At 69.8% G+C, this 25,474-nt stretch carries 23 protein-coding genes and 2 riboswitches; of the genes, 8 read left to right on the forward strand and 15 right to left on the reverse strand.

Features of this window, described 5'->3' with window-relative positions:
- Positions 1-155: 155 nt before the first annotated feature.
- Positions 156-1,805 carry a methyl-accepting chemotaxis protein gene (locus tag HZU84_RS01985; protein ID WP_149503914.1) on the forward strand — a complete coding sequence of 550 codons (1,650 nt, stop codon included), beginning with the start codon at positions 156-158 and terminating at the stop codon, positions 1,803-1,805.
- Here the strand turns inward: HZU84_RS01985 and HZU84_RS01990 are convergent.
- Positions 1,759-2,673 carry an alpha/beta fold hydrolase gene (locus tag HZU84_RS01990; RefSeq protein ID WP_180692751.1) on the reverse strand — a complete coding sequence of 305 codons (915 nt, stop codon included), beginning with the start codon at positions 2,671-2,673 and terminating at the stop codon, positions 1,759-1,761. The two genes, HZU84_RS01985 and HZU84_RS01990, sit on opposite strands and share 47 nt — an antisense overlap.
- A gap of 102 nt (positions 2,674-2,775) precedes the next feature.
- On the opposite strand from HZU84_RS01990, the gene HZU84_RS01995 reads away from it, so the two are divergent.
- On the forward strand, positions 2,776-3,243 hold the full coding sequence (locus tag HZU84_RS01995) for a CBS domain-containing protein (protein ID WP_149503912.1): 468 nt from the start codon (positions 2,776-2,778) through the stop codon (positions 3,241-3,243).
- Here HZU84_RS01995 and HZU84_RS02000 read toward each other — a convergent pair.
- Positions 3,186-3,608, reverse strand: a complete 423-nt coding sequence (locus HZU84_RS02000) for a HAMP domain-containing protein (RefSeq protein WP_149503911.1) — start codon at positions 3,606-3,608, stop codon at positions 3,186-3,188. The genes HZU84_RS01995 and HZU84_RS02000 overlap by 58 nt on opposite strands.
- A gap of 193 nt (positions 3,609-3,801) precedes the next feature.
- Positions 3,802-4,266 carry a chemotaxis protein CheW gene (locus HZU84_RS02005; RefSeq protein WP_244954526.1) on the reverse strand — a complete coding sequence of 155 codons (465 nt, stop codon included), beginning with the start codon at positions 4,264-4,266 and terminating at the stop codon, positions 3,802-3,804.
- 250 nt (positions 4,267-4,516) lie between these two features.
- Here HZU84_RS02005 and aroC point away from each other — a divergent pair, with 250 nt between their 5' ends.
- Complete coding sequence (gene aroC, locus HZU84_RS02010; RefSeq protein WP_149503909.1) at positions 4,517-5,629, forward strand: chorismate synthase; 1,113 nt, start codon at positions 4,517-4,519, stop codon at positions 5,627-5,629.
- A gap of 18 nt (positions 5,630-5,647) precedes the next feature.
- On the opposite strand, the gene HZU84_RS02015 is transcribed toward aroC, so the two are convergent.
- The 12 genes from HZU84_RS02015 to HZU84_RS02070 form a co-directional block, all read right to left on the reverse strand.
- Complete coding sequence (locus HZU84_RS02015; RefSeq protein WP_149503908.1) at positions 5,648-6,211, reverse strand: chemotaxis protein CheD; 564 nt, start codon at positions 6,209-6,211, stop codon at positions 5,648-5,650.
- Positions 6,192-6,752 carry a chemotaxis protein CheW gene (locus HZU84_RS02020; protein WP_149503907.1) on the reverse strand — a complete coding sequence of 187 codons (561 nt, stop codon included), beginning with the start codon at positions 6,750-6,752 and terminating at the stop codon, positions 6,192-6,194. Before HZU84_RS02020 ends, HZU84_RS02015 begins: the two co-directional genes overlap by 20 nt.
- Positions 6,753-6,777: 25 nt before the next feature.
- A complete protein-coding gene (locus tag HZU84_RS02025; protein ID WP_149503906.1) occupies positions 6,778-8,661 on the reverse strand; it encodes a methyl-accepting chemotaxis protein in 1,884 nt (627 codons plus the stop codon).
- Between the two features lie 18 nt (positions 8,662-8,679).
- The gene (locus HZU84_RS02030) at positions 8,680-8,970 is read right to left on the reverse strand and encodes an STAS domain-containing protein (RefSeq protein ID WP_180692752.1); all 291 of its coding nucleotides are present in this window, start codon (positions 8,968-8,970) and stop codon (positions 8,680-8,682) included.
- Entirely contained in the window at positions 8,967-9,329 is a 363-nt protein-coding gene (locus HZU84_RS02035) for a response regulator (RefSeq protein WP_149503904.1), read from the reverse strand. The genes HZU84_RS02030 and HZU84_RS02035 overlap by 4 nt, the downstream gene beginning before the upstream one ends.
- A 72-nt stretch (positions 9,330-9,401) precedes the next feature.
- Complete coding sequence (locus HZU84_RS02040; protein ID WP_149503903.1) at positions 9,402-10,298, reverse strand: hypothetical protein; 897 nt, start codon at positions 10,296-10,298, stop codon at positions 9,402-9,404.
- A gap of 91 nt (positions 10,299-10,389) precedes the next feature.
- A complete protein-coding gene (gene ypfH / locus HZU84_RS02045; RefSeq protein ID WP_149503902.1) occupies positions 10,390-11,094 on the reverse strand; it encodes an esterase in 705 nt (234 codons plus the stop codon).
- 40 nt (positions 11,095-11,134) lie between these two features.
- Positions 11,135-12,208: a threonine aldolase family protein gene (locus HZU84_RS02050; RefSeq protein WP_149503901.1), complete on the reverse strand. Its 1,074-nt coding sequence runs from the start codon at positions 12,206-12,208 to the stop codon at positions 11,135-11,137.
- A 23-nt stretch (positions 12,209-12,231) separates the two neighbouring features.
- The gene (gene gcvP / locus HZU84_RS02055; RefSeq protein WP_149503900.1) at positions 12,232-15,153 is read right to left on the reverse strand and encodes an aminomethyl-transferring glycine dehydrogenase; all 2,922 of its coding nucleotides are present in this window, start codon (positions 15,151-15,153) and stop codon (positions 12,232-12,234) included.
- A gap of 157 nt (positions 15,154-15,310) precedes the next feature.
- The gene (gene gcvH / locus HZU84_RS02060) at positions 15,311-15,682 is read right to left on the reverse strand and encodes a glycine cleavage system protein GcvH (RefSeq protein ID WP_149503899.1); all 372 of its coding nucleotides are present in this window, start codon (positions 15,680-15,682) and stop codon (positions 15,311-15,313) included.
- 101 nt (positions 15,683-15,783) lie between these two features.
- Positions 15,784-16,917 (reverse strand): glycine cleavage system aminomethyltransferase GcvT, encoded by a 1,134-nt coding sequence (gene gcvT / locus HZU84_RS02065; protein ID WP_149503898.1) that lies wholly within the window; start codon positions 16,915-16,917, stop codon positions 15,784-15,786.
- A gap of 78 nt (positions 16,918-16,995) precedes the next feature.
- Positions 16,996-17,113: riboswitch (glycine riboswitch) on the reverse strand.
- Between the two features lie 34 nt (positions 17,114-17,147).
- Positions 17,148-17,238, reverse strand: a riboswitch (glycine riboswitch).
- Positions 17,239-17,280: 42 nt separating this feature from the next.
- Positions 17,281-18,180, reverse strand: a complete 900-nt coding sequence (locus HZU84_RS02070; RefSeq protein ID WP_149503897.1) for a LysR family transcriptional regulator — start codon at positions 18,178-18,180, stop codon at positions 17,281-17,283.
- 108 nt (positions 18,181-18,288) lie between these two features.
- On the opposite strand from HZU84_RS02070, the gene HZU84_RS02075 reads away from it, so the two are divergent.
- From HZU84_RS02075 to HZU84_RS02095, 5 genes are all read left to right on the forward strand, one after another.
- The gene (locus HZU84_RS02075; RefSeq protein ID WP_149503896.1) at positions 18,289-20,436 is read left to right on the forward strand and encodes a 3-hydroxyacyl-CoA dehydrogenase NAD-binding domain-containing protein; all 2,148 of its coding nucleotides are present in this window, start codon (positions 18,289-18,291) and stop codon (positions 20,434-20,436) included.
- 111 nt (positions 20,437-20,547) lie between these two features.
- Entirely contained in the window at positions 20,548-21,744 is a 1,197-nt protein-coding gene (locus tag HZU84_RS02080) for an acetyl-CoA C-acyltransferase (protein WP_149503895.1), read from the forward strand.
- A 22-nt stretch (positions 21,745-21,766) separates the two neighbouring features.
- A complete protein-coding gene (locus HZU84_RS02085) occupies positions 21,767-22,987 on the forward strand; it encodes an acyl-CoA dehydrogenase family protein (protein ID WP_149503894.1) in 1,221 nt (406 codons plus the stop codon).
- 15 nt (positions 22,988-23,002) lie between these two features.
- Complete coding sequence (locus HZU84_RS02090) at positions 23,003-24,166, forward strand: acyl-CoA dehydrogenase family protein (RefSeq protein WP_149503893.1); 1,164 nt, start codon at positions 23,003-23,005, stop codon at positions 24,164-24,166.
- Between the two features lie 3 nt (positions 24,167-24,169).
- Positions 24,170-25,441 (forward strand): CaiB/BaiF CoA transferase family protein, encoded by a 1,272-nt coding sequence (locus HZU84_RS02095; protein ID WP_149503892.1) that lies wholly within the window; start codon positions 24,170-24,172, stop codon positions 25,439-25,441.
- The last annotated feature ends 33 nt before the right edge of the window (positions 25,442-25,474 follow it).

Raw genomic sequence — 25,474 nt, forward strand, 5'->3', positions numbered from 1 at the left:
ACCCGGACATGAGCCGGAGCAGCACCCGGACCCGGCAGGTTTTTGTGGTTTCAGCCGGGGAACCCGCGCCCTAGGCTTGCGCAGTTCTCGCAGCCTGCCTGCGAGCATGATTCCTGTTGTTCCCATTCCAGGCAGTTCGAGGGAAGGAAACCTGCATGCGCACCAATCTGCCGATCACCCAGCGGGAGTACGCTTTCCCGGCCGGGCAGGCCCTGGTCTCCACGACCGATCTCCAGGGGCGGATCCTCTATTGCAATCCGGCCTTCATCGAGGTCAGCGGCTACATCCGGGAGGAATTGCTCGGTCAGCCCCACAACATGATTCGCCACCCCGACATGCCGGAAGAGGCCTTCCGCGACATGTGGCAGACGATCGAGTCGGGGCAGCCCTGGTCCGGACTGGTGAAGAACCGGCGCAAGAACGGCGATCACTACTGGGTCATGGCCAATGTGACGCCTCTGCTCGATGGCGATCGACCTGTGGGCTACATGTCGGTGCGCACCCTGCCTGACCGTCAGCAGGTGAGCGAGGCCGAGACCTTGTATGCCCGCATGCGCGAGGCGGCGAGCCGGGGCGGCGGCGGACCGCGCCTGCAGGCGGGTCGTCTGGCGCCTCAGGGCGTGCTGGCCCGCGGGTTGGACCGCCTGCAGGGCGACGGTCACTGGCGCACCCAGGCGCTGTGCCTGCTTGGCGTGGCCGGCGGCTGGGGCGGCGCGCAGCTGATGTCGCTCTGGCCCGGGCAGCTTGCCGCGACGGCGGCGGCGGCGCTCCTGGCTGCCGGTGTGTCGGTCGGCGTGGCCGCGCTGATCCGCCGGCAGAACCAGGAGCCGCTGAAGGCGCTGCTGCGCTTTGCCAACCGGCTGGCTGCCGGCGATCTGACCGGGCAGCTGCCGACCGGCCAGCCCGGGCTGAGCGGCCGGCTGGCGCGAGCGCTCAATCAGCTCTCGGTCAACCTGATGGCCATCGTCGGCGACACCCGTGCCGGCGTCGAGCGGCTGCGGCACACCTCGCATGATCTGGCCAGCGGCAACCGCAATCTGGCCGAGCGCACCGAATCCCAGGCCTCCAGCCTGGAGCAGACCTCCGCGTCGATGGCCGAGATCACCGAGACGGTGCGGCACAGCGCCGATACCGCCCGCGATGTCGCCGATGTGGCGCGCCAGGCGGCCGACGTGACTGCGCGCAGCACCGAGGCGGTCAAGGAGGTCACCGTCACGGTCGAGGCGATCGCGGATGCCTCGCGACGCATCCGCGAGATCACCCAGGTGATCGACGGCATCGCGCTGCAGACCAATCTGCTGGCGCTCAATGCCGCGGTGGAGGCCGCACGCGCTGGCGAGCAGGGACGGGGTTTCGGTGTCGTGGCTGGCGAGGTGCGCCAGCTCGCGCAGCGCACCTCGGTGGCGGCCCGCGAGATCAAGGACCTGATCGAGGATGCCGGTCTGAAGGTCGAGGCCGGCTCCGAGCAGACCCGTCGGGCCTGCGGCACGATGGAGGAGGCCCAGGCGGCGGTGCAGCGCATGAGCGAGCTGGTGGCGGGCATCAGCGCCGGTGCCTCCGAGCAGCTCAACGGCATCTCCCAGATCAACGAGGCGGTCTCGCACATGGATCAGCTCACGCAGAAGAACGCGGCGCTGGTCGACGAGCTGTCCTCGGCATCCGAGACGGTCACCGGCCAGGCCCAGGCGGTGACCGAGGCGGTGGCGGTGTTCCGGCTCGATGCGGCGGCACCGGCGCTGGCCCACGCCAGCGATGCGGTCAGCCTGCGTCGGGAGATGAAGGCGCGTCGGCTGGCGACGGCCTGACGGGACGGGCCGTCGCCTCGGCCTGCAGCACCGCCTGCAGCGCCGCGACGAAGCCTTCGGGGTCGTCCTCCATCATCGCGTGGCCGGCCTGAGGCAGCGTCTGCTGCTCGGCCTGCAGCGCATCCCTCAGCGCCGCGGTGCGTCGCACCGGGGTCATCTGGTCGAGCTCGCCGCAGATCAGGTGGCAGCGCGGCGGGCCGCCGGCCTCGGTCAGCAGGCGTGCCGCCGCCAGCGCGCTGTCATGGCGGTCGCAGGCGGCCAGATCCAGCTCCAGCAAGGTGCGCCGGCCTTCGGGCAGCAGCCGTGCATCGCAGCCGGCCAGCACCCGCTGCATGCGTGCCCTGCTGGCGGCCTGACGCTCGGCACGGCCGTCCGACGGGCCCGCATGTGACAGCGAGGCGATCAGCTCGATCGCCTGGAGCGGGGCTTCGGCCGCCTGCTGCAGCAGCACCGGTGCCACCCGCATCGGGAACGCGGTGCCGACCAGCACCAGATCGCTGATCTGCGGATCCTGCGGCGCCTTGTCAGGCCCCGCCAGACGCGCAGCCACCTCCAGCGCGATCAGCGAGCCCATGCTGTGGCCGACCAGCACGGTCCGCCTGAGCCCGGCCGATCGCAGCAGGGCCAGCAGGGTGTCGGCCATCGCGCCGATGTCTGCGTCAGGCGGGCCCTCGCTGAGGCCGTGGCCGGGCAGGTCCGGCACCAGCACGCCCAGGCCCTGCGTCCGGCACCAGCGCGCCGCATGCGTCCAGACGCTCCGGTCGTTGAGCGCGCCATGCACGAACACGACGCATCGTGAATCGGGGGCGGCGCCAGGCGTCTGGTCGGCATGCAGCTGGCGTCCGGCCAGCATGAATCGCATCGGCATCACACAGGTCTCCTCGGGGTGAACTCGGGCAGGATGTGGGCTATATTGGCGCAACAGCACCGTTTCTTGCGTCCCGAATCCGACAACTCCAAGGACCTCCCCATGAAAGTCAGCGACATCCTGCGTGTCAAGGGAAACACGCTCTTCACCGTCACCCCGAACCAGCCGCTGGCCGAAGCCGTGGCCGTGATGGCCGAGCATGACATCGGCTCGCTGGTGGTCATGGAGCACGGCGACCTGGTCGGCATGCTCACCTTCCGCGAGGTCATCCAGGCGGTCGTGCGCAACCAGGGCTCCATCGGCGCGATGACGGTGCGTGGCGTGATGGACGATCACCCGCTGACCTGCACGCCCGGCACCGAGATGGACGAAGTGCGTCGCATGATGCTCGAGCGCCATGCCCGCTACATGCCGGTCATGAGCGCCCGCACGCTGATGGGCGTGATCTCCTTCTACGACGTGGCCAAGGCGGTGGTCGACAGCCAGGACTTCGAGAACCGCATGCTCAAGGCCTACATCCGCGACTGGCCGGCCGAGGCGGGCAGCGACGAGGCGGCCTCGCGCACCTGAACCTGGTGCACCTGATCGGGCTCATCGCCATTCTCTGACGGCAGCACGACCGTCAGGTAGTCGCCCAGCTCGCGGATGCGGCGCAGCACCTCGCCGCTTTCGTCCAGACGAAGCACCGGAACCGGGTGGTCGTAGTCGCCGCGCTGCAGTGCGTCCAGCGCCTGCTGCGCCTGCAGCAGCGGCTCGGTCAGGGCGCGCCCGTGTGACTGCACCAGCGCCAGCGCCAGGCCGAGTGCGCCCAGCAGCAGTGCGCCTGCCAGCGGACTGCCGGCCGGACCGGGCCACTGATGCGACACCAGCAGCGCCAGCGTGGCCAGGCCAAGCGGCAGCAGGGCGCAGAGCAGCAGCCGGGTCCGGATCGACAAGGCAGGGCGGCGACGTCCGGGCGCGATGCGGCAGCTGCAGCGAGAGCGGTGGACAGGACAGGGTCGCTTTGGCATGGTTGTTTCTGCTTGTAACAGGTCTGACCATGCCATAAAAAAAGCACGGCGCCCTTAAGAGGCCGTGCTGTCAACGAGTCAGGATGACTCGAGGCTGGAACCGAAAGCGGTCACCCGGTCACATGTCGAGCATCGAGCCGGTCAGGCCCATGTCGGAACTGCCCATCAGGGCCTCGATGTCGAGCAGGATGAGCATGCGCTCCTGCAGGCTGGCGATGCCGGTGATGTAGTGGGTGTCGACGCTGGCATCCATGTCCGGCGTGGGGCGGACTGCCTCGCCGGGCAGCTCCAGCACGTCCGACACCGAATCCACCACCGCGCCGACGACGCGACCGTTGATGTTCAGCACGATCACGACGGTGAAGCTGTTGTACTCGGCGGAGTCGCAGCCGAATTTCAGCCGCAGGTCGACGATCGGCACGATGACGCCGCGCAGATTGACCACACCCTTGAAGCAGGATGCGGCGTTGGCGATGCGGGTCGGCGCCTCGTAGGAGCGGATTTCCTGGACCTTGAGGATGTCGATGCCGTATTCCTCGTTGCCCAGGCGGAAGGTCAGGTACTCGCCGCGCAGGTGGGCCATGCTGCCGCCCTCGGAGCCAGCCTGGCCGCGCTGCTGGGACTTGCTCGAGGCGCCGGAAGGGGAGCGGGTCGCGGTGGGGGTTTCGAAAGCCGTGCTCATGGGAGGTCCCTGGTGACGATGGATGGATTTTCGGTATCGACAGGCCTGGGGAAGTCCTGAGCAGCAGGGCATTCGCCGGACAATTCGCGCCGTCTCGGCCGGCCGGGACCGGGCGCCTACAATCGCCGCCATTTCCTCGAACTCTTCCACCATGTCCGGCAGCACCTTCGGCCTCCTGTTTCGCGTCACCAACTTCGGCGAGAGCCACGGCCCGGCGATCGGCTGCGTCATCGACGGCTGCCCGCCGGGGCTCGAGCTCTCCGAAGCGGACATCCAGCCCGATCTGGACCGCCGCCGCCCCGGCACCAGCCGCCATGTGACGCAGCGCAACGAGCCCGACGCGGTGGAGATCCTCTCCGGCGTCTATGAAGGCAAGACCACCGGCACGCCGATCTGCCTGCTGATCCGCAACACCGACCAGCGCAGCAAGGACTACGGCAACATTCTCGATACCTTCCGTCCCGGCCACGCCGACTACACCTACTGGCGCCGCTACGGCCTGCGCGATCCGCGCGGCGGCGGGCGCTCGTCGGCGCGGCTGACCGCGCCGATGGTGGCCGCCGGCGCGGTGGCGAAGAAGTGGCTGCAGCAGCGCCACGGCACCACCTTCGCCGGCTGGATGACCCAGCTCGGCGACGTGGCGATCCCGTTCGAGGACGAGGCGCAGATTCCGGTCAACCCCTTCTTCGCGCCGGCGGGCGAGACCAAGGTGGCCGAGCTCGAGGCCTACATGGACGCGCTGCGCCGGTCGGGTGACTCGGTCGGCGCGCGGCTGAAGGTGGTGGCGCGCGGCGTGCCCGTCGGTCTGGGCGAGCCGCTGTTCGACAAGCTCGATGCCGACATCGCGTACGCGATGATGGGCATCAACGCGGTCAAGGGCGTGGAGATCGGCGACGGCTTCGGTGTGGTCACGCAGCGCGGCAGCGAGCACGGCGACGAGATGCTGCCGACCGGCTTCGCCAGCAACCATGCCGGCGGCGTGCTGGGCGGCCTCTCGACCGGTCAGGACCTGGAGGTCTCCATCGCGATCAAGCCGACCAGCTCGATCCGCATCCCGAAGGCCTCGGTCAACCGCGCCAGTGAGCCGACCTCGGTCGAGACCTTCGGCCGCCATGACCCGTGCGTGGGCATCCGCGCCACGCCGATCGCCGAGGCGATGCTGGCGCTGGTGGTGATGGACCATGTGCTGCGCTGGCGCGCGCAGTGCGCGGATGTCGTGCTGCCGGTGCCGCCGCTGGCCGGCCAGATCGCACCGCAGGCCTGAGATCGGCTTCGGCCGCGTTCAGCGCTGCTGGATGCGCCGGATCGCCTGCCGGGACGAGTGGCCGCGTCTGACCTCGATGCGGCCTGCCTGCAGGTCCAGGGTCACGGTGCGCGGCACGAAGTCGCCGACATCGACCGCCTGCAGATCGAAGCCGTGGTGGTCGATCAGCTCGCAGCCGATGGCGATGTTGCGCTCGCCGATGTTGAAGTTCGGGCCGTCCCGGCCCGGCATGGTGTCGGCGCCGCCGTAGAGGTGGGTCTGGAAATCCGCGGGCCGGGTGCTGCTGCGCTCGATGGCGTGCAGCAGCAGACCGATCGCCTCGTCGCCGAAGCGGGCGTCGGGCGAGCCGTCGCGGCGCTGCCTGCCGGGCAGCAGGTAGTGGCACATCGCGCCGATGCGTCGCTGCGGATGCCACAGCACCAACGCGACGCACGAGCCCAGCAGCGTGCGCACCGTGCCGGCCTGGGTGCCGAAGTAGAGCTGGCCGGCCAGCAGGTTCAGGGCATGGCCCTGGCGGGGCTGCACGAAGCCGGAGACCGGTTCGCGGTGGTGTACCGCCGCTTCAGTGAGGCGGCTGCGCATGCTGGCGATGCTCGCCGATCAGCCCGACCAGGCGCTGCGGATCGAGGATCGCGGCCAGATCGAGCTCGGGCGTGGCCTGCTGGCGGTGGCGCACCATGCTGCGCAGATGCGCCGCGTCGATGCGCGTGCCCAGCCGCGGTACCGGCTCGAGGTCGCGTTCGGCGATGTTGATGACCTCCTGCACCGCGTCGACCAGCACGCCCAGCGTCTGCGTGCCGCCGTCGTCGGGCAGGCAGACGTCGACGATGACGATGCAGGTGCGTCGGCCGATGACGGTGGCGGGCAGGCCGAGCCGGGCGCCGAGGTCGATCACCGGCACGACGACGCCGCGCAGGTTCATCACGCCGCGAACGAAGGCCGGCATCAGCGGCAGCGGCGTCATGTGGCCGACCTCGAGGATCTCGCGCACCAGGTCGATGCGCACCGCGCAGGGCTCCAGGCCGAGCGCGAAGCACAGGAACTGGTGCAGCGGCGATCCGTCGTCCTCCCGGGCCGGCTGGCTGTGACCGCGGGAGGCGGAAGCGATCGATGAGGCGATCATGGCAGGCGGGGCGCGCGGGCCGGGTTCAGAAGTGACCGAATCCGGCCTCGACCGCCATCGCCGCGCGGCCGCGCGAGCCGCTGCCCGTCGGCATGCTGCGGGCGCGGCGGCTGCCTTCGTCGAAGCCGCCCGACGACCGTGCGGAGCCCATGCGGGCCGGCGCGGCGTGGTGGCCGAAGCCGCCTTCGTCCTGGGCCAGACGGAAGAAGGCGATCATCTCCTGCAGCTGCGCGGCCTGACCCGAGAGCTCCTCGGCGGTGGCCGAGAGCTCCTCGGAGGCCGAGGCGTTCTGCTGCGTCGCGCCGTTGAGGTGGCTCATCGCGGTGGTGATCTGGTTGACGCCCGCAGCCTGTTCGCCCGAGGCGGCCGAGATCTCCTGCACCAGCTCGGAGGTGCGGTTGATCGTCGGCACCATCTGCGTCAGCACATTGCCGGCCTGCTCGGCCAGCTGCACGCTCGAGCCCGCGAGCTGGCCGATTTCCTGCGCGGCGACCTGGCTGCGCTCGGCGAGCTTGCGCACCTCGGCGGCGACCACCGCGAAGCCCTTGCCATGTTCGCCGGCGCGTGCCGCCTCGATCGCGGCATTGAGCGCCAGCAGATTGGTCTGATAGGCGATGTCGTCGATGATCGAGATCTTCGAGGCGATCGACTTCATCGCCTCGACGGTGCGGGTGACTGCCGAGCCACCCGTCACCGCCTCGCTGGCGGCCTTGGAGGCCATGCCGTCGGTGATGTTGGCGTTCTCCGAGTTCTGCTTGACCGAGGCGGCCATCTCCTGCAGCGAGGCGGTGGTCTCCTCGACGCTGGCGGCCTGCTCCGAGGCTGACTGCGACAGTGTCTGCGAGGTGCTCGAGACCTGGCCGGCCGCGGCGGTCAGCGCGTCGGCGGCGGCCATCACGTCGCTGATGGTGCGCGAGAGCTTGGTCATCGTGTTGTTGACCGCATCCTTCAGCTCGGCGAAGGAGCCGGCGTAGTGGCCCTGCACCGGCCGGGTCATGTCGCCGGCTTCCATGCAGGCCATGACCTGCTGGACCTCCTGGATCGGCTCGACGATGGCATCCATCGTGTTGTTGATGCCTTCGATGATGCGGCGGAAGTCGCCGGCATGGCGAGCGGCGTCGGCCCGCACGTCGAGCCGGCCGTCGGAGGCGGCATCGGCCAGGGTCCGGGTGTCCTCGACCAGCGCCTTCAGGTTGCCGCGCACCTGCTCGATGGTGCGGTTGATGAAGGCCTTCTTGCCGGGCAGCTGCACCATCGGCGCATCGAAGTTGCCGTCGCCGAAGGCCTGGAAGCAGGCCATGGCCTGCTTCTTGACCGTGATGTGTGCGCCGACCATCGCATTGATGCCTTCGGCCACCGTGCGGAAATCGCCATTGAAGCGGGAGGCATCGACCACCACGTCGATGTCGCCGCGCTCGTGCTCGGCCGCCATGTGGTTCATCTGGGTAATCAGGCCCTTGAGGTTGCGCCGGACCTGCTCGATCGTGTCGTTGATGAAGGCCTTCTTGCCCGGCAGTTGCGGCATCGGGGCATCGAAATTGCCCTGGCCGAACTCGTGCACCACGCTGATCGCCATCTTCTTGACCGCGATGTGCGCGGCCACCAGGTCATTGATGCCCTGCGCCATCTGGCGCAGCTCGCCGCGGTAGCGGCTGGCATCGATGACGACATCGATGTCGCCCTTGTCATGCTCCGCATGCATGCGGGACAGATCGAGACGCATCTGCGCGACGGTGTCGATCAGCTGGTTGACGGCGGCGGCGGTGCCGTGCAGATGCGGCGGCAGCGCCGCTGCGTCGACCCGCTGCGAGAAGTCGCCCTGGGCGGCGGCCTGGACGGCGCGGGCGAGATGGCGCTCGATCGCGTCCTGTTCACGCTGGGCCTGGTAGATGCTCTTGATCTGGAACATGGTGGACTTCTCCGGAGGTCAGGCCCGCAGCGCGTCCAGACCGTAGCGTTGCAGGGACTCGACCACGGCGGTCGACGGCTGGAGGATCTGGAGGGTGCGGCCTGATTCGCGCAGGCTGCGCGAGAGTGCCAGCAGCAGTTGGATGCCGGCGCTGTCGCAGGCGCTGATGCCCGACAGGTCAAGCCGGCCGTCGGCCTGCGGCAGCCATTCGAGCAGCCGTTCGCGCAGCGCGGTGGCCTGCACGATCGTCAGCTCGCCATCGAGGGCCAGCGCCTCGGCAGGCGCTTCGGGGCAGGTGAGGTCGTTCACATGCACAGACGCGAAACCGCGTCGACCAGCTGCGAGGGCTGGAAGGGCTTGGTGATCCAGGCGCGCACGCCGGCGGCCTTGCCCTCGGCCTTCTTGGTGTCCTGCGACTCGGTCGTCAGCATGATGATCGGCGTGAACTTGAAGGGACCTGCCTTGACGAAGCGCGCGAAGCTCAGCCCGTCCAGGCGCGGCATGTTGACGTCGCAGACGATCAGGTTGGGCTTGTGCGCCTCGAGCTTGCCCTTGGCGTCCTCGCCGTCGACGGCCTCGACGACCGCATAGCCAGCCTTCTGCAGGGCCAGCTTCACCACGGTCCGGAAACTGCTCGAATCGTCGACGACCAGAATGGTCTTGCTCATGAAATCACCTCGGTCGGGGCTGTTGTTCAGGGGTGTCGTGCCGGTGCTCGGACCGGTGCTGGATCAGAAGCATCAGAAGAACTCGATGCCGGTGGGCGCGGGAGGGCTGCCTTCGCCGCTGTTGCCGTCATGCAGCAGCTGCTGCTCGCGCATCGTGTACGAGTGTTCGAGCTGCGTGAGCCAGCGCATCGCGTCGGCATGGGTGGCGTGCTCGTTGCTTGCCATCCATTCGATGAAGCGCTGCATGTCGGCAGCCACGCCGTGCAGCATCTGGCTCATGCGGTCCTGGAACTGCAGGCCGACGAGCACCTGCTCCAGATCCTGCTCGATGCGTGTGCTCAGGCTGCGAATGGTGTCGGCCATCGCGCCGGCATTGGTCGGCAGACTGTCGGCCAGCAGCCGGTCGATCGCCTGGGCGGCCTGGCTGCGGGCGGCATCGTGCTGCACATGGTCGCTGCGCAGGTCGGCAGCGACCTGGCGCGACAGTGCCGCCAGGCTGTGGCGGGTGCTGTCCAGTCGCTGCAGGCCGTCGACCACGTCCGGATCGGCGCCGGCACCCAGGCTGGCCTCGCGCAGCGAGCGCTCGATGTCCTCGAGCTGCAGCAAACCTTCGGAGAACTGGGACAGCAGCCGTTCGCGGTGCTGCCGGGCACGGTCGACCTGATCGATCAGCTCGCCCAGGATCACGTCGCGGCGCTGGGTCCAGGCGCCGGCGCTCATCGGGGCGACCGTCTCGTCGGCCTGGCGGCTGACCTGGGTGACACCGTCGCACAGCTGCGAGAAGGTCTCCAGCAGCCGGCAGACGCCGTCCTCGACCGCGACGCGCGAGGCGTCGACATGCCGCTTCCACACCGGCACGACCTCGGCAACCATCAGGCGCGGGCCGTCGCTGACGGGGGCGTCATCCGCACGATCGGGGACCGGGGGCGCGGTCGGTGCGGCGTCTTCGTGCTCAGGCTGCATGGGCATGTCGGGTCGGGTGGAGGGGGCGCATTCGTGCCCCCGCACTGTGACCCGCCGGCGCGATGCCCGATCGGCCGAATTCGGGACCGAATCGTCCTCAGTTGTCCCCGGAGGGCGAGGGGGCGCTGGCGCCCATCGCCTCTTTCCAGATCCGCACCGGCACATGGTGCGTCAGCCGGAACAGCGCCCGGTCGACCAGCGCTTCGTGCACCTCGTGGCCGACGCCGTCGGCGATGTCGAGCGTGGCGTCGCCGCCCTCCAGGCCGGAGAGATGCTCGAAGGCGGCGCGCGAGTTCGATGCGGCGATCACCGCGTCCTCGGCGCCGTGCAGGAAGTGATAGCTGGTCAGCGGCGAGACCGTCTCGGGCAGACGCGCGTAGCGGCCCGAGAAGGCCAGCACGCGTCCGGCCAGGCCGGGCACCGCCGCGCAGGCCTCCAGCGCCATGATCGAGCCCTGCGAGAAGCCGATCAGCGCGGTGGCGGCCTCGCCGATGCCGAAGTGGCGCTGGCAGGCACGGATCAGCTCGACGAAGGCCGGCAGCGCCGCGCGCACCCGCGCCGGGCGGTCTTCCTCGGTCACGCCCTGGATCGAGAACCACTGGCGTCCGGCCAGTGCCGGGCTGGCGTCGAAGGGCTCGACGCCGTCGGGCAGCACGAAGGCCGCGGCGGGAAAGGACTCGCGCAGCGCATGCGCCAGCGGCACGAGATCCTGCGCGCTGGCGCCGACGCCGTGCAGCAGGATCATCAGCTGCTTCGGGGGCTCGCTGGACTCGGGCAGGATCTGGATCAGTCGGATGTTCATGGCGCCCGACTGTACTTCAGCCCTTGACCGCGTTCGCTGCTCAGGCGCCGCAGGCCTGGCGGATGTCGGCGGCGAAGGCGTCGACCGACTCCGGCCGGGTGTCCCAGCTGCACATGAAGCGGCAGCCTCCGCCCGCGATGAACTGGTAGAAGCGCCAGCCCTTGGCATGCAGCGCGTTCACCGCCGGCTGCGGCAGCCGCGCGAAGACCGCGTTGGCCTGCGGCGCGTGCAGCAGCTCGACGCCGGGCACGTCGCGAAGGGCGGCGTGCAGCCGCGCGGCCATCGCGTTGGCATGGCGCGCGTTGGCCAGCCAGGTGTCGTTCTCGAGCAGCCCCAGCCACGGCGCCGAGATGAAGCGCATCTTCGACGCCAGCTGGCCGGCCTGCTTGACCCGCCAGGCGAAGTCCTCGGACAGCGCCCGGTCGAAGAACACGACCGCCTCGCCGACCGGCAGGCCGTTCTTCGTGCCGCCGAAGCAGAGCACGTCGACGCCGGCGCGCCAGGTGATGTCGCTCGGATGGCAGCCCAGCGTGGCCACCGCATTGGCGAAGCGCGCGCCGTCCATGTGCACCTTGAGGTGGCGGCGCTTGGCGATCGCGGCGATCGCGCGCACCTCCTCGACGCTGTAGACCGTGCCCAGCTCGGTGGCCTGGGTCAGGCTCACCACCTTCGGCTTCGGGTAGTGGATGTCGTGGCGCTTGGTCACCAGCGATTCCACCGCGTCCGGCGTGAGCTTGCCGAGCCGCGCCGAGGCGCTCTCGGATTCGCCCACCAGCAGCTTCGAGCCGTTGGAGAAGAACTCCGGCCCGCCGCATTCGTCGGTCTCGATGTGGGCCACCGGGCTGCAGATCACCGAGTGGTAGCTCTGGCACAGCGAGGCCAGCGCCAGCGAGTTGGCCGCCGTGCCGTTGAAGACGAAATAGACGTCGCAGTCGGTCTGGAAGAGCTCGCGCAAGCCCTCCGAGACCTGCTGCGTCCAGCGGTCCTCGCCGTAGGCCGGCTCGTGGCCGCTGGTCTGCGCCTCCATGAACCAGCGCGCGGCGTTCGGGCACATGCCGGCGTAGTTGTCGCTGGCGAAATGCTGCAGGGGCAGGGCGCGGTCGGAAGGCGTCATCGGCAGGTCTCGTCAGGGCAGGTTCAGTTGGACTCGAACGCGCTCATCGGCACGCAGGAGCAGAACAGGTTGCGGTCGCCGTGCACATTGTCGACGCGGCCGACCGGGCTCCAGTACTTCGTGCGGCGCAGGCTGGCCACCGGGTAGGCGGCGGTCTCGCGGCTGTAGCCGTGCGTCCACTCGCCCGACACCAGGCTGGCGGCGGTGTGCGGCGCGTTCTTCAGCGGATTGTCCTCGCGCGGCCAGGCGCCGGACTCGACCTGCGCGATCTCGGCGCGGATGGCGATCATCGCGTCGCAGAAGCGGTCCAGCTCGGCCAGCGATTCGCTCTCGGTGGGCTCGACCATCAGCGTGCCGGCGACGGGGAAGGACAGCGTCGGCGCGTGGAAGCCGTAGTCGATCAGGCGCTTGGCGACGTCCTCGGCGCTGATGCCCGAGGTCTCTTTCAGCGGGCGCAGGTCGAGGATGCACTCGTGCGCCACGCCGCCACCCTGGATGCCGTCGATGCCGCCGCTGAAGTGGATGTCGTAGTGCGCGGCCAGACGGGCGGCCACATAGTTGGCGTTCAGGATCGCGGTCTCGGTGGCGGCCTTCAGGCCCTCGGCGCCCATCATGCGGATGTACATCCACGAGATCGGCAGCACCGCCGCGTTGCCCAGCGGCGCGGCCGACACCGCGCCCACGCCGCCCTCGCGGGTCTCGCCCGCGGTCGCGTGGCCGGGCAGGAAGGGCACCAGGTCCTCGACGACGCAGACCGGGCCGACGCCGGGGCCGCCACCGCCGTGCGGGATGCAGAAGGTCTTGTGCAGGTTCAGGTGGCTGACGTCGCCGCCGAACTCGCCCGGCGCGGCCAGGCCGACCAGCGCGTTCATGTTGGCGCCGTCGACATAGACGCGGCCGCCGAAGTCGTGGACGAGCTGGCACAGCTCGCGCACCCGCGGCTCGAACACGCCGTAGGTCGACGGGTAGGTGATCATGATCGCGGCGAGCTGGTCCGCATGCTTCTCGCACTTGGCGCGCAGGTCGTCGAGGTCGACGCTGCCGTTGGCGTCGCACTTCACCACCACCACCTGCAGGCCGACCATCTGCGCCGAGGCCGGGTTGGTGCCGTGCGCGCTCTCCGGGATCAGGCAGATGTTGCGGTGGCTCTCGCCGCGCGAGGCGTGCCAGCCCTGGATCGCCAGCAGGCCGGCGTACTCGCCCTGCGAGCCGGCGTTGGGCTGCAGGCTGATGCCCTTGTAGCCGGTGGCCTGGGCCAGCCAGGCGGTGAGCTGCGCGTTCAGCTCGGCATAGCCGGCGAGCTGATCGGCCGGCGCGAACGGGTGCACCTGGGCGAATTCCGGCCAGGTGATCGGGATCATCTCGGAGGTCGCGTTGAGCTTCATCGTGCACGAGCCCAGCGGGATCATGCTGCGGTCCAGCGCCAGGTCCTTGTCCGAGAGCGCGCGGATGTAGCGCAGCATCTCGGTCTCGCTGTGGTGCGTGTTGAAGACCGGGTGGGTCAGGAACGCGGAGCTGCGCACCAGCGCGGCCGGGATCATCGGCGCGACGGTGTCGGCGTAGGCGTCCAGGCTCGGCAGCGGCGTGTCGCCCGCCGCAGCGCCGAAGACCGCCCACAGCGCTTCCACGTCGGCGCGGGTCGAGGTCTCGTCGAGCGAGATCGCCAGCGTGTCGGCGCTGGCGGCGCGCAGGTTGCGGCCCGCAGCGACTGCCGCGGCCATCAGCGCGTCGCGGCGATCGCCCGCGGCGACCTGCAGCGTGTCGAAGGCGCTGTCGTGCAGCAGCGTCCAGCCCAGCGCCTTCAGGCCTTCGGCCAGGATCGCGGTCAGGCGGGCGACGCGCTGCGCGATGCGGGTCAGGCCCTCAGGGCCGTGGTAGACCGCGTACATGCTGGCGACCACCGCCGGCAGCACCTGCGCGGTGCAGATGTTCGAGGTGGCCTTCTCGCGGCGGATGTGCTGCTCGCGGGTCTGCAGCGACAGGCGGTAGGCGGGCGCGCCGTGGCTGTCGATGCTCACGCCCACCAGACGGCCGGGCAGCGAGCGCTTGAAGGCGTCCTGGGTCGCCAGGTAGGCGGCGTGCGGGCCGCCGGCGCCCATCGGCATGCCGAAGCGCTGCGTCGTGCCCAGCGCGATGTCGGCGCCCAGCTCGCCCGGCGAGGTCAGCAGCGTCAGCGCCAGCAGGTCGGCGGCGACGATGGCCAGGGCACCGGCGGCGTGGGCGGCATCGATGATCGGGCGCAGGTCGCGGATCTGGCCGTTCACGCCCGGATACTGCAGCAGCACTGCGAAGGCCGGCGCGGCCGCCAGCGACGCGGCGATCTCGGTCGCGTGCACCTGGTCGACGCTGATGCCCAGCGGCTTGGCGCGCGTCTGGATCACCTCGAGCGACTGCGGCAGCACGTCATGCGCGACGACGAAGCGGGTCGACTTCGACTTGCCCACCCGCGCGGCCAGCGTCATCGCCTCGGCCGCGGCGGTGGCCTCGTCGAGCATCGACGCGTTGGCGATCGCCATGCCGGTCAGGTCGGTGACCATGGTCTGGAAGTTCACCAGCGCTTCCATGCGCCCCTGGCTGATCTCGGCCTGATACGGCGTGTAGGCGGTGTACCAGGCCGGGTTCTCGAGGATGTTGCGCAGGATGACGCCCGGCGTGTGCGTGCCGAAGTAGCCGCAGCCCAGGTGCGAGGTCAGCACGCGGTTCTTGCCCGCCAGCGCCTTCAGTTCGGTCAGCGCCTCGGCCTCGGTCAGCGGCGCGGGCAGGTCCATCGGCGCGGGGCGCGCGATCGAGGGCGGCACGATCGCGTCGATCAGCGCACGGCGGCTGGCCGGACCGATCGACGCCAGCATGCGGGCTTCATCGGCCGCGTCCGGGCCGATGTGGCGCGCGGTGAACTCGCGCGGGTTCTCGAGGTCGCTCAGGCGGGGCAGGGCGGGAGTCGTCATGGCGGTGGCGTCGTCGTCGGGCAAAGGCGCGGCCCGGACCGGGGCCTGCAGGCGTCCGGCCGCAGGGCGGTCAGGCGGGAGGAGAAGGGGGCGCGGCGGCGGGGGCGCATGGCGTGCGGTTCATGCGGATCGCACCAGGCTCCCGCGCCGGCCGGCATCAGCCCTGGGTCAGGGCGTCGTAGGCGGTGGCGTCCATCAGGCCGTCGAGCTGCGACGGATCGGACAGCTTGATCTTGAAGAACCAGCCGGCCTGCAGCGGATCGGTGTTGGCCAGCGACGGGTCGTCGCGCAGCGCCTCGTTGATCTCGACGATCTCGCCCGACAGCGGGGCGTAGACGTCCGCCGCGGCCTTGACCGACTCGACCACGCCGGCGACATCGCCCTGGGCGAAGGTGGTGCCGACGGCCGGCAGGTCGACGAACACCACGTCACCGAGCGCGTCCTGCGCGTGCACGGTGATGCCGACGATCGCGGCGGCGGTGTCGGTGGCGTCGATCCACTCGTGGTCCGGGGTGTACTTGATGCTCATGAGGGGCTCCTGGAGCGCATCCCGCAGGATGCGGATGGTTCGTTCGTTCGTTCGATGAAATGGAGGGCTGAGGTCGGCCGCCACGGCGGGCGGCGCGCACTTCAGCCGCGGAAGTATCGGTGAGGCGCGAAGGGCATCGCGGCGACCTGCATCGGCACGCGCTTGCCGCGCACCTCGGCGAACAGCGCGGTGCCGACCGCCGCCAGCGCGGTCTCGACGTAGCCCATCGCGATCGGCTGGCCGACGCTCGGGCCGACCGTGCCGCTGGTGACCTGGCCGACGCGGCGGCCCTCGGCGTCGAGCAGCGGCGCGCCTTCCCGCACCGGCAGCCGCTCCAGGCCCACCAGGCCGACGCGGCGCCGCGCGGCGCCGCCGGTCAGCTGCGCGCCGATCACCTCGGCGCCGGGATGGCCGCCGGCGCGCTCGCCGCCCGGGCGGCGCAGCTTCTGGATCGCCCAGACCAGACCGGCCTCGACCGGCGTGGTCGCGGTGTCGATGTCGTGGCCGTAGAGGCACAGGCCGGCTTCCAGGCGCAGCGTGTCGCGGGCGCCGAGACCTGCGGGCGCCACCTCGGGCTGTGCCAGCAGCGCGCGCGCCAGCTCCACCGCCTGGGCGGCGGGCACCGAGATCTCGTAGCCGTCCTCGCCGGTGTAGCCCGAGCGGGTGACGAAGCAGTCGGCGCCGGCCAGGCGGAAGTGGCCGCCGGTCATGAAGGTGAGCGCCGCCACGCCGGCGTCCAGGCGCGCGAGTGCGTCGACCGCCTTCGGGCCCTGCAGCGCCAGCAGCGCGCGTTCCGGCTCGGGGATGACCTGGCAGCGCGCGCCGATGCGGGCCTGCAGGTGGGCGATGTCGGCGTTCTTGCAGCCGGCGTTGACCACCAGGAACAGGTCGTGCTCGCGGCGGGTGACCATCAGGTCGTCGAGCAGGCCGCCGGCGTCGTTCGTGAAGAAGGCGTAGCGCTGCTTCAGCAGGCCCAGGCCGGCGATGTCCTGCGGCACCAGCGTTTCCAGCGCGGCTGCGGCATCGTCGCCCACCAGCCGCACCTGCCCCATGTGCGAGACATCGAACAGCGCGGCCGCCTCGCGGCACTGGCGGTGCTCGGCGATGATGCCGGCCGGATACTGCACCGGCATCGCGTAGCCGGCGAACGGCACCATGCGAGCGCCGAGTTCGAGATGCAGCGCGTGCAGCGGGGTCTGCAGCAGCGGGGTGGAGGCGGCGGGAGCGTCGGACATCGGGCGGCTCGCTTTCGGCGGAGGGAGGGCAATCGGGTCATCGATCTTGAACGGATCGGTCCATCGTCGATCGATGGTGCTGCCCTCGCTGTCCGCTTTACCTGAGAGATTGACGCCATGTGGCGCTTGCCCCTTCGGTGGACCGCGTCGCCTCGCCTGCTGGCGCTGCCCGTGGTCTCTCTCCAGTGAGGTGTCGTCCGTGCCGGTCTTGTCGGCGGCACGGGCGCTTGCCAGTCCTTCTGCCTGAGCGTTCGAGATCGGGGGTTCAGGCCCGCCTCTGCGCCTTCGGCGGCCGCGCTCGGGGGCGCGGCTCTCTCCTGGCGGCGCGCAGTTTAACCGGGGCGGCGGCAGGCGCCAAGCCGTTCAGGATGAGGGCGACTCGCTCTTGGCCCGTGCCAGCAGGTGGTCGATGCAGGTGCGCACGGCGCGGGTCGGGTGACGGTTGGGCAGGGTGAGCAGGTACATGCGCGTGCCGAAGATGCTCAGCCGGTAGTCGTCAAGCGCGGTCACCACCTCGCCGCTGGTCAACACGTCCTGGACCATGTAGTCGGGCAGCAGGCCGATGCCCAGACCGGCCAGCACGCCCTGTCGCAGGAAGGGATAGTGGTCGGAGATCAGGGCGGGAGCGAGCTGCACCTCCTCCCGGCTGTCGCCGCGGTAGCCGCGCACCGACAGCGGCCGTCCCACCACATTGGCCGTCACCACCGGCAGGCTGCCCAGCTGGGCCAGCTCGGTGGGCAGGCCGTGGGCGTCGGCATAGGTCCTGGCTGCGCAGGCCAGGTAGCGCACCGTTCCCATGTCGCGGGCTACCAGCTGCTGCGGCGGCTCGGGCAGGATGCGCACCGCGATGTCGATCTCGTCGCGCAGGTTGTCCACCCGGTTCTCGAACACCACGTCCAGCACGATGCCCGGGTATTGGCGCTTGAACTCGATCAGCCAGTGCGACATCACCATCTGCCCGTAGCCGCTGGGCACGCTGATGCCCACCCGTCCCTGCAGGCCCTGGCCCAGGCGGGTGATGGTTTCCTGGGCCGCCTGCATCTCGTTCCGGATGTTGCAGCCATGTTCATAGAGCCGCAGCCCGACCTCGGTGGGCTCTACCCGCCGTGTGGTGCGGTGCACCAGCTGCACGCCGGTCTGCTTCTCTAGCTGGGCCAAGTGGTAGCTCACGTTGGCGCGCGTCATCTTGAGCTTGCGCGCCACCTGGCTCAGGTTGCCGCAGTCGATGATTTCCACCAGCAGGTTAAGGGCTTGGATGTCCATGGCAATGTCAAAATTTATTTGACAGTTCGTCATAATATTTTGAGATTGTAAAAACACTCCGGGATCAGAAGAATAGGGTCAAGCCCAAAACAACACAGGAGACCTCCCATGGCGCACGACGCTCCCGCATCCGCATCGGCCTCTGCGGCCCCGTCCGCTGTCACCACCGTCCTGCATGGATCGGTGCTGGTGGCCACGATCCACAACCCACCCGTCAATGCCCTGAGCGCCGCCGTGCGCCGTGGCCTGTTCGATGCCATCGAGCAGGCCGACGCCGCGCCCGAGGTGCAGGCGGTGCTGATCGTGAGCGAGGGCAAGACCTTCATCGCCGGTGCGGACATCCGCGAGTTCGGCCAGCCCCCTGTGCCCCCGGTGCTGCCGGACGTGTGCCAGCGCATCGAGTCGTGCACCAAGCCTGTGGTGGCCTGCCTGCAGGGCGCGGCGCTGGGCGGCGGGCTGGAGGTGGCGCTGGCCGCCCACTACCGCCTGGCCTTTGCAGCCGCCAGGCTGGGCCTGCCCGAGGTGGAGCTGGGTCTGATGCCCGGCGCCGGGGGCACCCAGCGTGCCCCGCGCCTGATGGGGGTGAAGGCCGCCGCCGAGCTGATGCTCAGCGGCAAGCCCATCAGCGTCGCCGCCGGCGTGAAGGCCGGCCTGATCGACCTGCTGGTGGACGACGAGACCCTCAGCCCCCTGGAAGTCGGCTTGGCCTACACCCAGGCGCGACTCGCCCAGGGTGCCCCGGTGCGCCGGGTGCGGGATATGGCCGTGGCCGACCCCGCCGCTGCCTTGGCCACGCTGGACGCGCTTGCCGAAGACACCGCCAAAAAGTCCCGTGGTCTGTTCTCGCCGCTGAAGATCATCGAGGCGGTGCGCGCCGCCGTGGAACTGCCTTTTGCCGAGGGCATGGCGCTGGAGCGCCGCCTGTTCCTGGCCTGCATCGACAGCCCGCAGCGCGCCGGCCTGATCCACGCCTTCTTCGCCGAGCGTGAGGTGGTCAAGGTGCCCGAGGCCCGCGGCGCCACCCCGCGCCCGGTGGCCCGCGTGGCCGTCATCGGCGGCGGTACCATGGGCGCCGGCATCGCCGTGGCGGCACTAGACGCCGGCCTGCCGGTGGTGATGGTGGAGCGTGATGACGAGGCCATCGCGCGCGGCGTGGCCCATGTCACCAAGGTGTACGATGGCCTGGTGGCCAAGGGCCGCCTGACCGAGGCGCAAAAGGCCGCCACCCTGGCGCGCTTCACGCCCACCACCCGCTACGCCGAGGTGGCGGACGTGGACCTGGTGATCGAGGCCGTGTTCGAGGACCTGGACGTCAAGAAAGCCGTGTTCCGCCAGCTGGACGCCGTGTGCAAGCCCGGTGCGGTGCTGGCCACCAACACCTCCTACTTGGACATCGACGCCATTGCCGCCGCCACCGGCCGCCCGCAGGACGTGATCGGGCTGCATTTCTTCAGCCCGGCGAACATCATGAAGCTGCTGGAGATCGTGGTGCCGGCCCGGGTGGGCGCCGACGTGGTGGTCACCGCCTTCGAGCTGGCCAGGCGCCTGAAGAAGGTGCCGGTGCGCGCGGGGGTGTGCGACGGCTTCATCGGCAACCGCATCCTGGCCACCTACAAGCAGGCCGCCGACCACCTGATGGAAGACGGCGCCAGCCCCTACGAGATCGACGCCGCCGTGCGCGGCTTCGGCTACCCCATGGGGCCTTTCCAGGTGACCGACCTGGCCGGTGGCGACATCGGCTGGGCCGCACGCAAGCGCCGCGCTGCCACCCGTGACCCGCGCGCTCGCTACGTGGAGATCGCCGACCGCCTGTGCGAGCGCGGCTGGTTTGGCCAGAAGACCGGCCGCGGCTTCTACCGCTACCCGCAAGGCGCCCGCACCGGCCAGCCAGACCCCGAGGTGCTGGCCATCGTGGACGCCGAGCGCAATCGCAAGGGCATCACGCCCCGCGCCTTCACGCCCGAGCAGATTTTGAGCCGCTACCTGGCGGCCATGGTCAACGAAGGCGCCAAGGTGCTGGCCGACGGCATCGCGCTGCGCCCGCTGGACATCGACGTCACCTTCGTCCACGGCTACGGTTTTCCGCGCCACCGCGGCGGCCCCATGAAGTACGCCGACACCGTCGGCTTGGCCCCGATCCTGGCGGACCTGCGCCGCCTGGCCGAAGAAGACACGCTGTTCTGGCAGCCCGCGCCACTGCTGGAACAGTTGGTGGCCGAGGGCCGCAACTTCGACAGCCTGAATCTAAGAGGCTGAGAGTCTCTGACTCCTTGCGCCCTCCGGCCCCCGTGCGGTCACGCCTGACGTGGCCGCGCGGCCGGGCTGCGACCGCCTGACACCCCAATTCCCTCCCAAAGAAGCCCTCCCATGCGCCAAGCCGTCATCGTCTCTACCGCCCGCACGCCGCTGACCAAAGCCCACCGTGGCGAGTTCAACATCACCCCCGGCCCCACGCTGGCCAGCTTTGCGGTGAAAGCCGCGGTGGAGCGCGCCGGCATTGACCCGTCGTTGATCGAAGACGCCGTGCTCGGCTGCGGCTACCCCGAAGGCATCACCGGCCGCAACGTGGCCCGCCAGACGGTGGTGCGCGCCGGCCTGCCGCTGAGCATCGGCGGCACCACTGTCAACCGTTTCTGCGCCTCGGGCCTGCAGGCCATCGCCATCGCGGCGGGGCGCATCGTGGTGGATGGCGCGCCGGCCATGATTGCCGGCGGGGTGGAGAGCATCTCGGGCATCCGCTCGCGCCAAGACGGTGCCAGCGGCCTGGACCCCTGGATTGTGGCCCACCAGCCCGCGCTCTACATGGAGATGATCGACACCGCCGATGTGGTGGCCCGCCGCTACGGCATCTCCCGCGAGGCGCAGGACCGCTTCTCGGTGGAGAGCCAGCGCAAGGTGGCCAAGGCCCAGGCCGCCGGCCGCTATGCCGAGGAAATCGTGGCCGTTACCACCACCATGGCGGTGACGGACAAGGCCACCGGCGCCGTCACCCAGCAAGAAGCCACGGTGGACCATGACACCTGCAACCGCGTGGGCACCACCTACGAGTCACTCGCCAAGCTGGCCCCGGTGAAGGGTCCAGAGCAGTTCATCACCGCCGGCAATGCCTCGCAGCTGTCTGACGGCGCCAGCGCCTGCGTGCTGATGGAAGCCGCTGAGGCCGAGCGCCTGGGCCTGCAGCCGCTGGGTGCCTTCCGGGGCCTGGCGGTGGCCGGTTGTGAGCCCGACGAAATGGGCATCGGCCCGGTCTACGCCGTGCCCAAGCTGCTGCAGCGCCACGGCCTGACGGTGGACGACATCGACCTGTGGGAGCTGAACGAGGCCTTTGCCTCGCAAGCCATCTACTGCCAAAAGACCCTGGGCATCCCCGATGAACGCCTGAACGTGGACGGCGGCGCCATCGCCATTGGCCATCCCTTTGGCATGACTGGCGCCCGCCTGGCCGGCCACCTCCTGCTGGAAGGCCGGCGCCGCAAGGCCCAGGGCCAGCGCGTGAAGTGGGGCGTGGTGACGATGTGCATTGCCGGTGGCATGGGTGCCGCCGGCCTGTTCGAAATCTTCTGACCTCAGCGCAGGAACCCCGCTCATGGACCTCCAATTCACCCCGCAGGAACTGGCTTTCCGCGATACCGTGCGCACCTTCCTGAAGGGCAAGCTGCCGGCGCGCATCGCCCGGCAGGTCAAGGCCGGGCAGCGCCTGTCCAAGGCCGATCAGGAGCAATGGCACGCCATCCTGCAGGCCCAGGGCTGGCTGGCCTACCACTGGCCCCAGGCCCACGGCGGCCCGGGCTGGGGCGCGGTCGAGAAGTTCATCTTCGACACCGAATGCGCCCTGGCCGGCGGCCCGCGCATCGTGCCCTTCGGCGTCAGCATGCTGGGCCCGGTGCTCATCAAGTACGGCAACGCGCAGCAAAAAGCCCACTGGCTGCCACGCATCTTGAGTGGTGCGGACTGGTGGTGCCAGGGCTATTCCGAGCCCGGTGCGGGCTCGGACCTGGCCTCGGTGAAGACCACCGCCGTCCGTGTCAGTGATGCCTCGGGCGACTACTACCTCGTCAACGGCCAGAAGACCTGGACCACCCAGGGCCAGCACGCCAACATGATCTTCTGCCTGGTGCGCACCGACCGCGCGGCCAAGGCCCAGGCCGGCATCAGCTTCCTGCTGGTGGACATGAACACGCCCGGCGTGGAGCTGCGCCCCATCCGCACGCTGGATGGCGACCGCGAGGTCAATGAAGTCTTTTTCACCGACGTGAAGGTGCCCGTCGAGAACCTGGTGGGCGAGGAGAACGCCGGCTGGACCTATGCCAAGTACCTGCTCACCTACGAGCGCACCGGCATCGCCGGCGTGGGCTTCTGCATCGCGGCGATGGCCAAGCTCAAGGTGATTGCGGCGCGCGTGCAGTGCAACGGCCGGCCCTTGAGCCACGACCCGCTGTTCGCCGCCCGCATGGCCCGGGTGGAGATCGACCTGGAGAACATGAAGACCACCAACCTGCGCGTGATCGCCGCCGTGGCCGGTGGCGGCGTGCCGGGGGCGGAAAGCTCCATGCTCAAGATCCGCGGCACCGAGATCCGGCAGGAGATCCTCTCGCTGATCCGCCGCGCCATGGGGCCGCAGGCCCTGGCCTTCATCGAGGCCGCGCAGTACGAGGGCTTTGACGAGCCCCTGCTGGGCGACCCCGAACTGGCCACGGTGGCTTCCACCGCCGCGCCCAGCTACTTCAACTACCGCAAGCTGTCGATCTTCGGCGGCTCCAACGAAATCCAGAAGAACATCATCTCCAAGATGATCCTGGGCCTGTGAGGACGGGACGCTGACATGAACTTCCAGCACACCGAAGACCGCCGTATGCTGGCGGACTCGCTCAACCGCTTCTTGGCCGACCACAACGGCATCGAGGCCCGCCACCACCATGCCGAAAGCCCCCTGGGCTACAGCCGCACGCTCTACGCCGGCCTGGCCGAGCTGGGTGCCATCGGCGCGCTGTTCCCCGAAAGCCATGGCGGCTTCGGCGGCGCCGGCTTCGATGTGAGCGTGGTGTTCGAGTGCCTGGGCCGCCATCTGGTGGTGGAGCCCCTGCTGGGCGCGCTGCTGGTGGGGCGCGGCCTGATCGAGGCGGGCACCCCTGTCCAGCGTGCTGAGCTGGCCGGCCTCATCAGCGGTGAGCTGACCGCTGCCTGGGCGCACGACGAGCCCGGCAGCCACTACGAGTTGAACCGCGTGAGCACCACTGCCACCCGCAACGCCCAGGGCTGGCGGCTGCAGGGCGCCAAGAGCGTGGTGCCGCTGGGTGACTCGGCCGACCTGCTGCTCGTCTCGGCCCGTACGGCGGGCGGCCCGCTGGACGCCGAGGGCATCAGCCTGTTCCTGGTGCCGGGCACGGCGGCGGGTCTTGAGAGGCGCGGCCACGGCCGCATCGATGGCGGCCGCGCCGCGCAGCTGAGCTTGAACGCCGTGCAGCTGGGGGCCGACGCGCTGCTGGGCACCGCAGGGCAGGGCGGGGCACTGCTGCAGCGCCTGAACGGCTACGCGCTGCTGGCCCTGGCGTCGGAAAGCCTGGGCGCCATGGACGTGGCCAAAGACCAGACGCTGGAGTACCTGCGCACCCGCAAGCAGTTCGGCGTGCCCATCGGCAGCTTCCAGGCCCTGCAACACCGCATGGCCGACCTGCTGCTGGAGGTGGAGCAGGCCCGCTCGGCCGTCATCAACGCGGCCGCTGCCGTCGACGAGCCCGAGAGCCTGCGCCGCGAAAAAGCGCTGTGCGCCGCCAAGTTCAGCGTGGGCCGCATCGGCACCTTGGTGGCCGAAGAGAGCATCCAGCTGCACGGCGGCATCGGCATGACCTGGGAGTTGCCACTCTCGCACTACGCCAAGCGTCTGGTGATGATTGACCACCAGTTTGGCGATGAAGACCACCACCTGGCGCGCTTCATCGCCCTGACCCAGGCCGAGGCCGACGCCCCGGCTGATGCGGAGGTCTGAACCATGCACGACACGCCTTCTCACCCCCACGCGCATCCCACGCTGCCGCTGCAGGGTGTGCGCGTTCTAGACCTCTCCCGCGTGTTCGCCGGGCCGCTGTGCGGCCAGGTGCTGGCCGACTTTGGCGCCGAGGTCATCAAGGTGGAGCACCCCGGCCGGGGCGACGACACCCGCGACTGGGGCCAGCGCATCGGCCAGACCGAGACCACCTACTTCAGCGCGATGAACCGCAACAAGCGGTCCCTCACGCTGGACCTGCAAAGCCCCGAGGGGCTGCACATCGTGCAGCAGCTGCTGCCGCAGGTGGACGTGGTGATCCACAACTTCAAGACCGGCGGTGCCGAGAAGCTGGGCCTGGGCTTTGCGCAGCTCCAGGCCTTCAAGCCTGACCTGATCTACTGCGCCATTGCCGGCTACGACAGCAGCGGCCCCGAGGCTAGCCGCCCGGGTTATGACCTGGTGATCCAGGGCGAAGCCGGCCTGATGGCGCTCAATGGCGCGGCCGACATGCCGCCGCTGAAATTTGGCGTGGCCGTGGTGGACATGATGACCGGCATGTACGCCGCCCAGGCGGTGCTGGCCGCGCTGTTCCGCCGTGATCGGGTGGCGGACGCTATCCACCCTTCCAACCCCGCCAAAACACAGGGCCAGCTCATCGAGCTGGCCCTGTACGACTGCGGCCTGATGGTCACCGGCTACTACGGCCTGGACGCGCTACTGCTGGGCCGCGACCCGCAGCGCTACGGCAACGCCCACCCGTCCATCGTGCCTTACGGCCTGTTCGAGGCGGCCGACGGCCCGCTCATCATTGCCGTGGGCACCAACCACCAGTTCGACAAGTTCTGCCGCCACGTGGTGCAACGCCCCGACATCGTGGAAGACCCACGCTACGCCACCAATGTGGAGCGCGCCCGCCACCGCCTGAGCCTGCTGCCCCTGGTGACCGAGGTCATCCGCAGCCTACCGCGCGCGCTGTTGCTGGAGCGCCTGAACGCCCACGGCATCCCCTGCGGCCAGGTGGCCGGCCTGCACGAAGCCCTGACCAGCGAACGCACCCAGCGCAGCCAGCTGGTGCAGCAGCTGCCGCACTCGGTGGCCGGCCACACGCATGTGTTTGCACCGCCCTACCGGCTGAACGGCCAGCGCCTGCCCATCCGCAGCGCCCCGCCCACCTTGGGCGAAGGCACCCGCGAATTGCTCAACCGCCTGCTGGATCTGAGCGACGCGCAGCTGGAGCACCTGCGCGCCCAAGGCGTGCTGACCTTGCCCGGCTGAGCCGACCCGACCGAACCGGCCCGCACCCCCATA

Source organism: Sphaerotilus sulfidivorans, assembly GCF_013426975.1.
In the GTDB taxonomy this organism is placed as follows: Bacteria; Pseudomonadota; Gammaproteobacteria; order Burkholderiales; family Burkholderiaceae_C; genus Sphaerotilus; species Sphaerotilus sulfidivorans.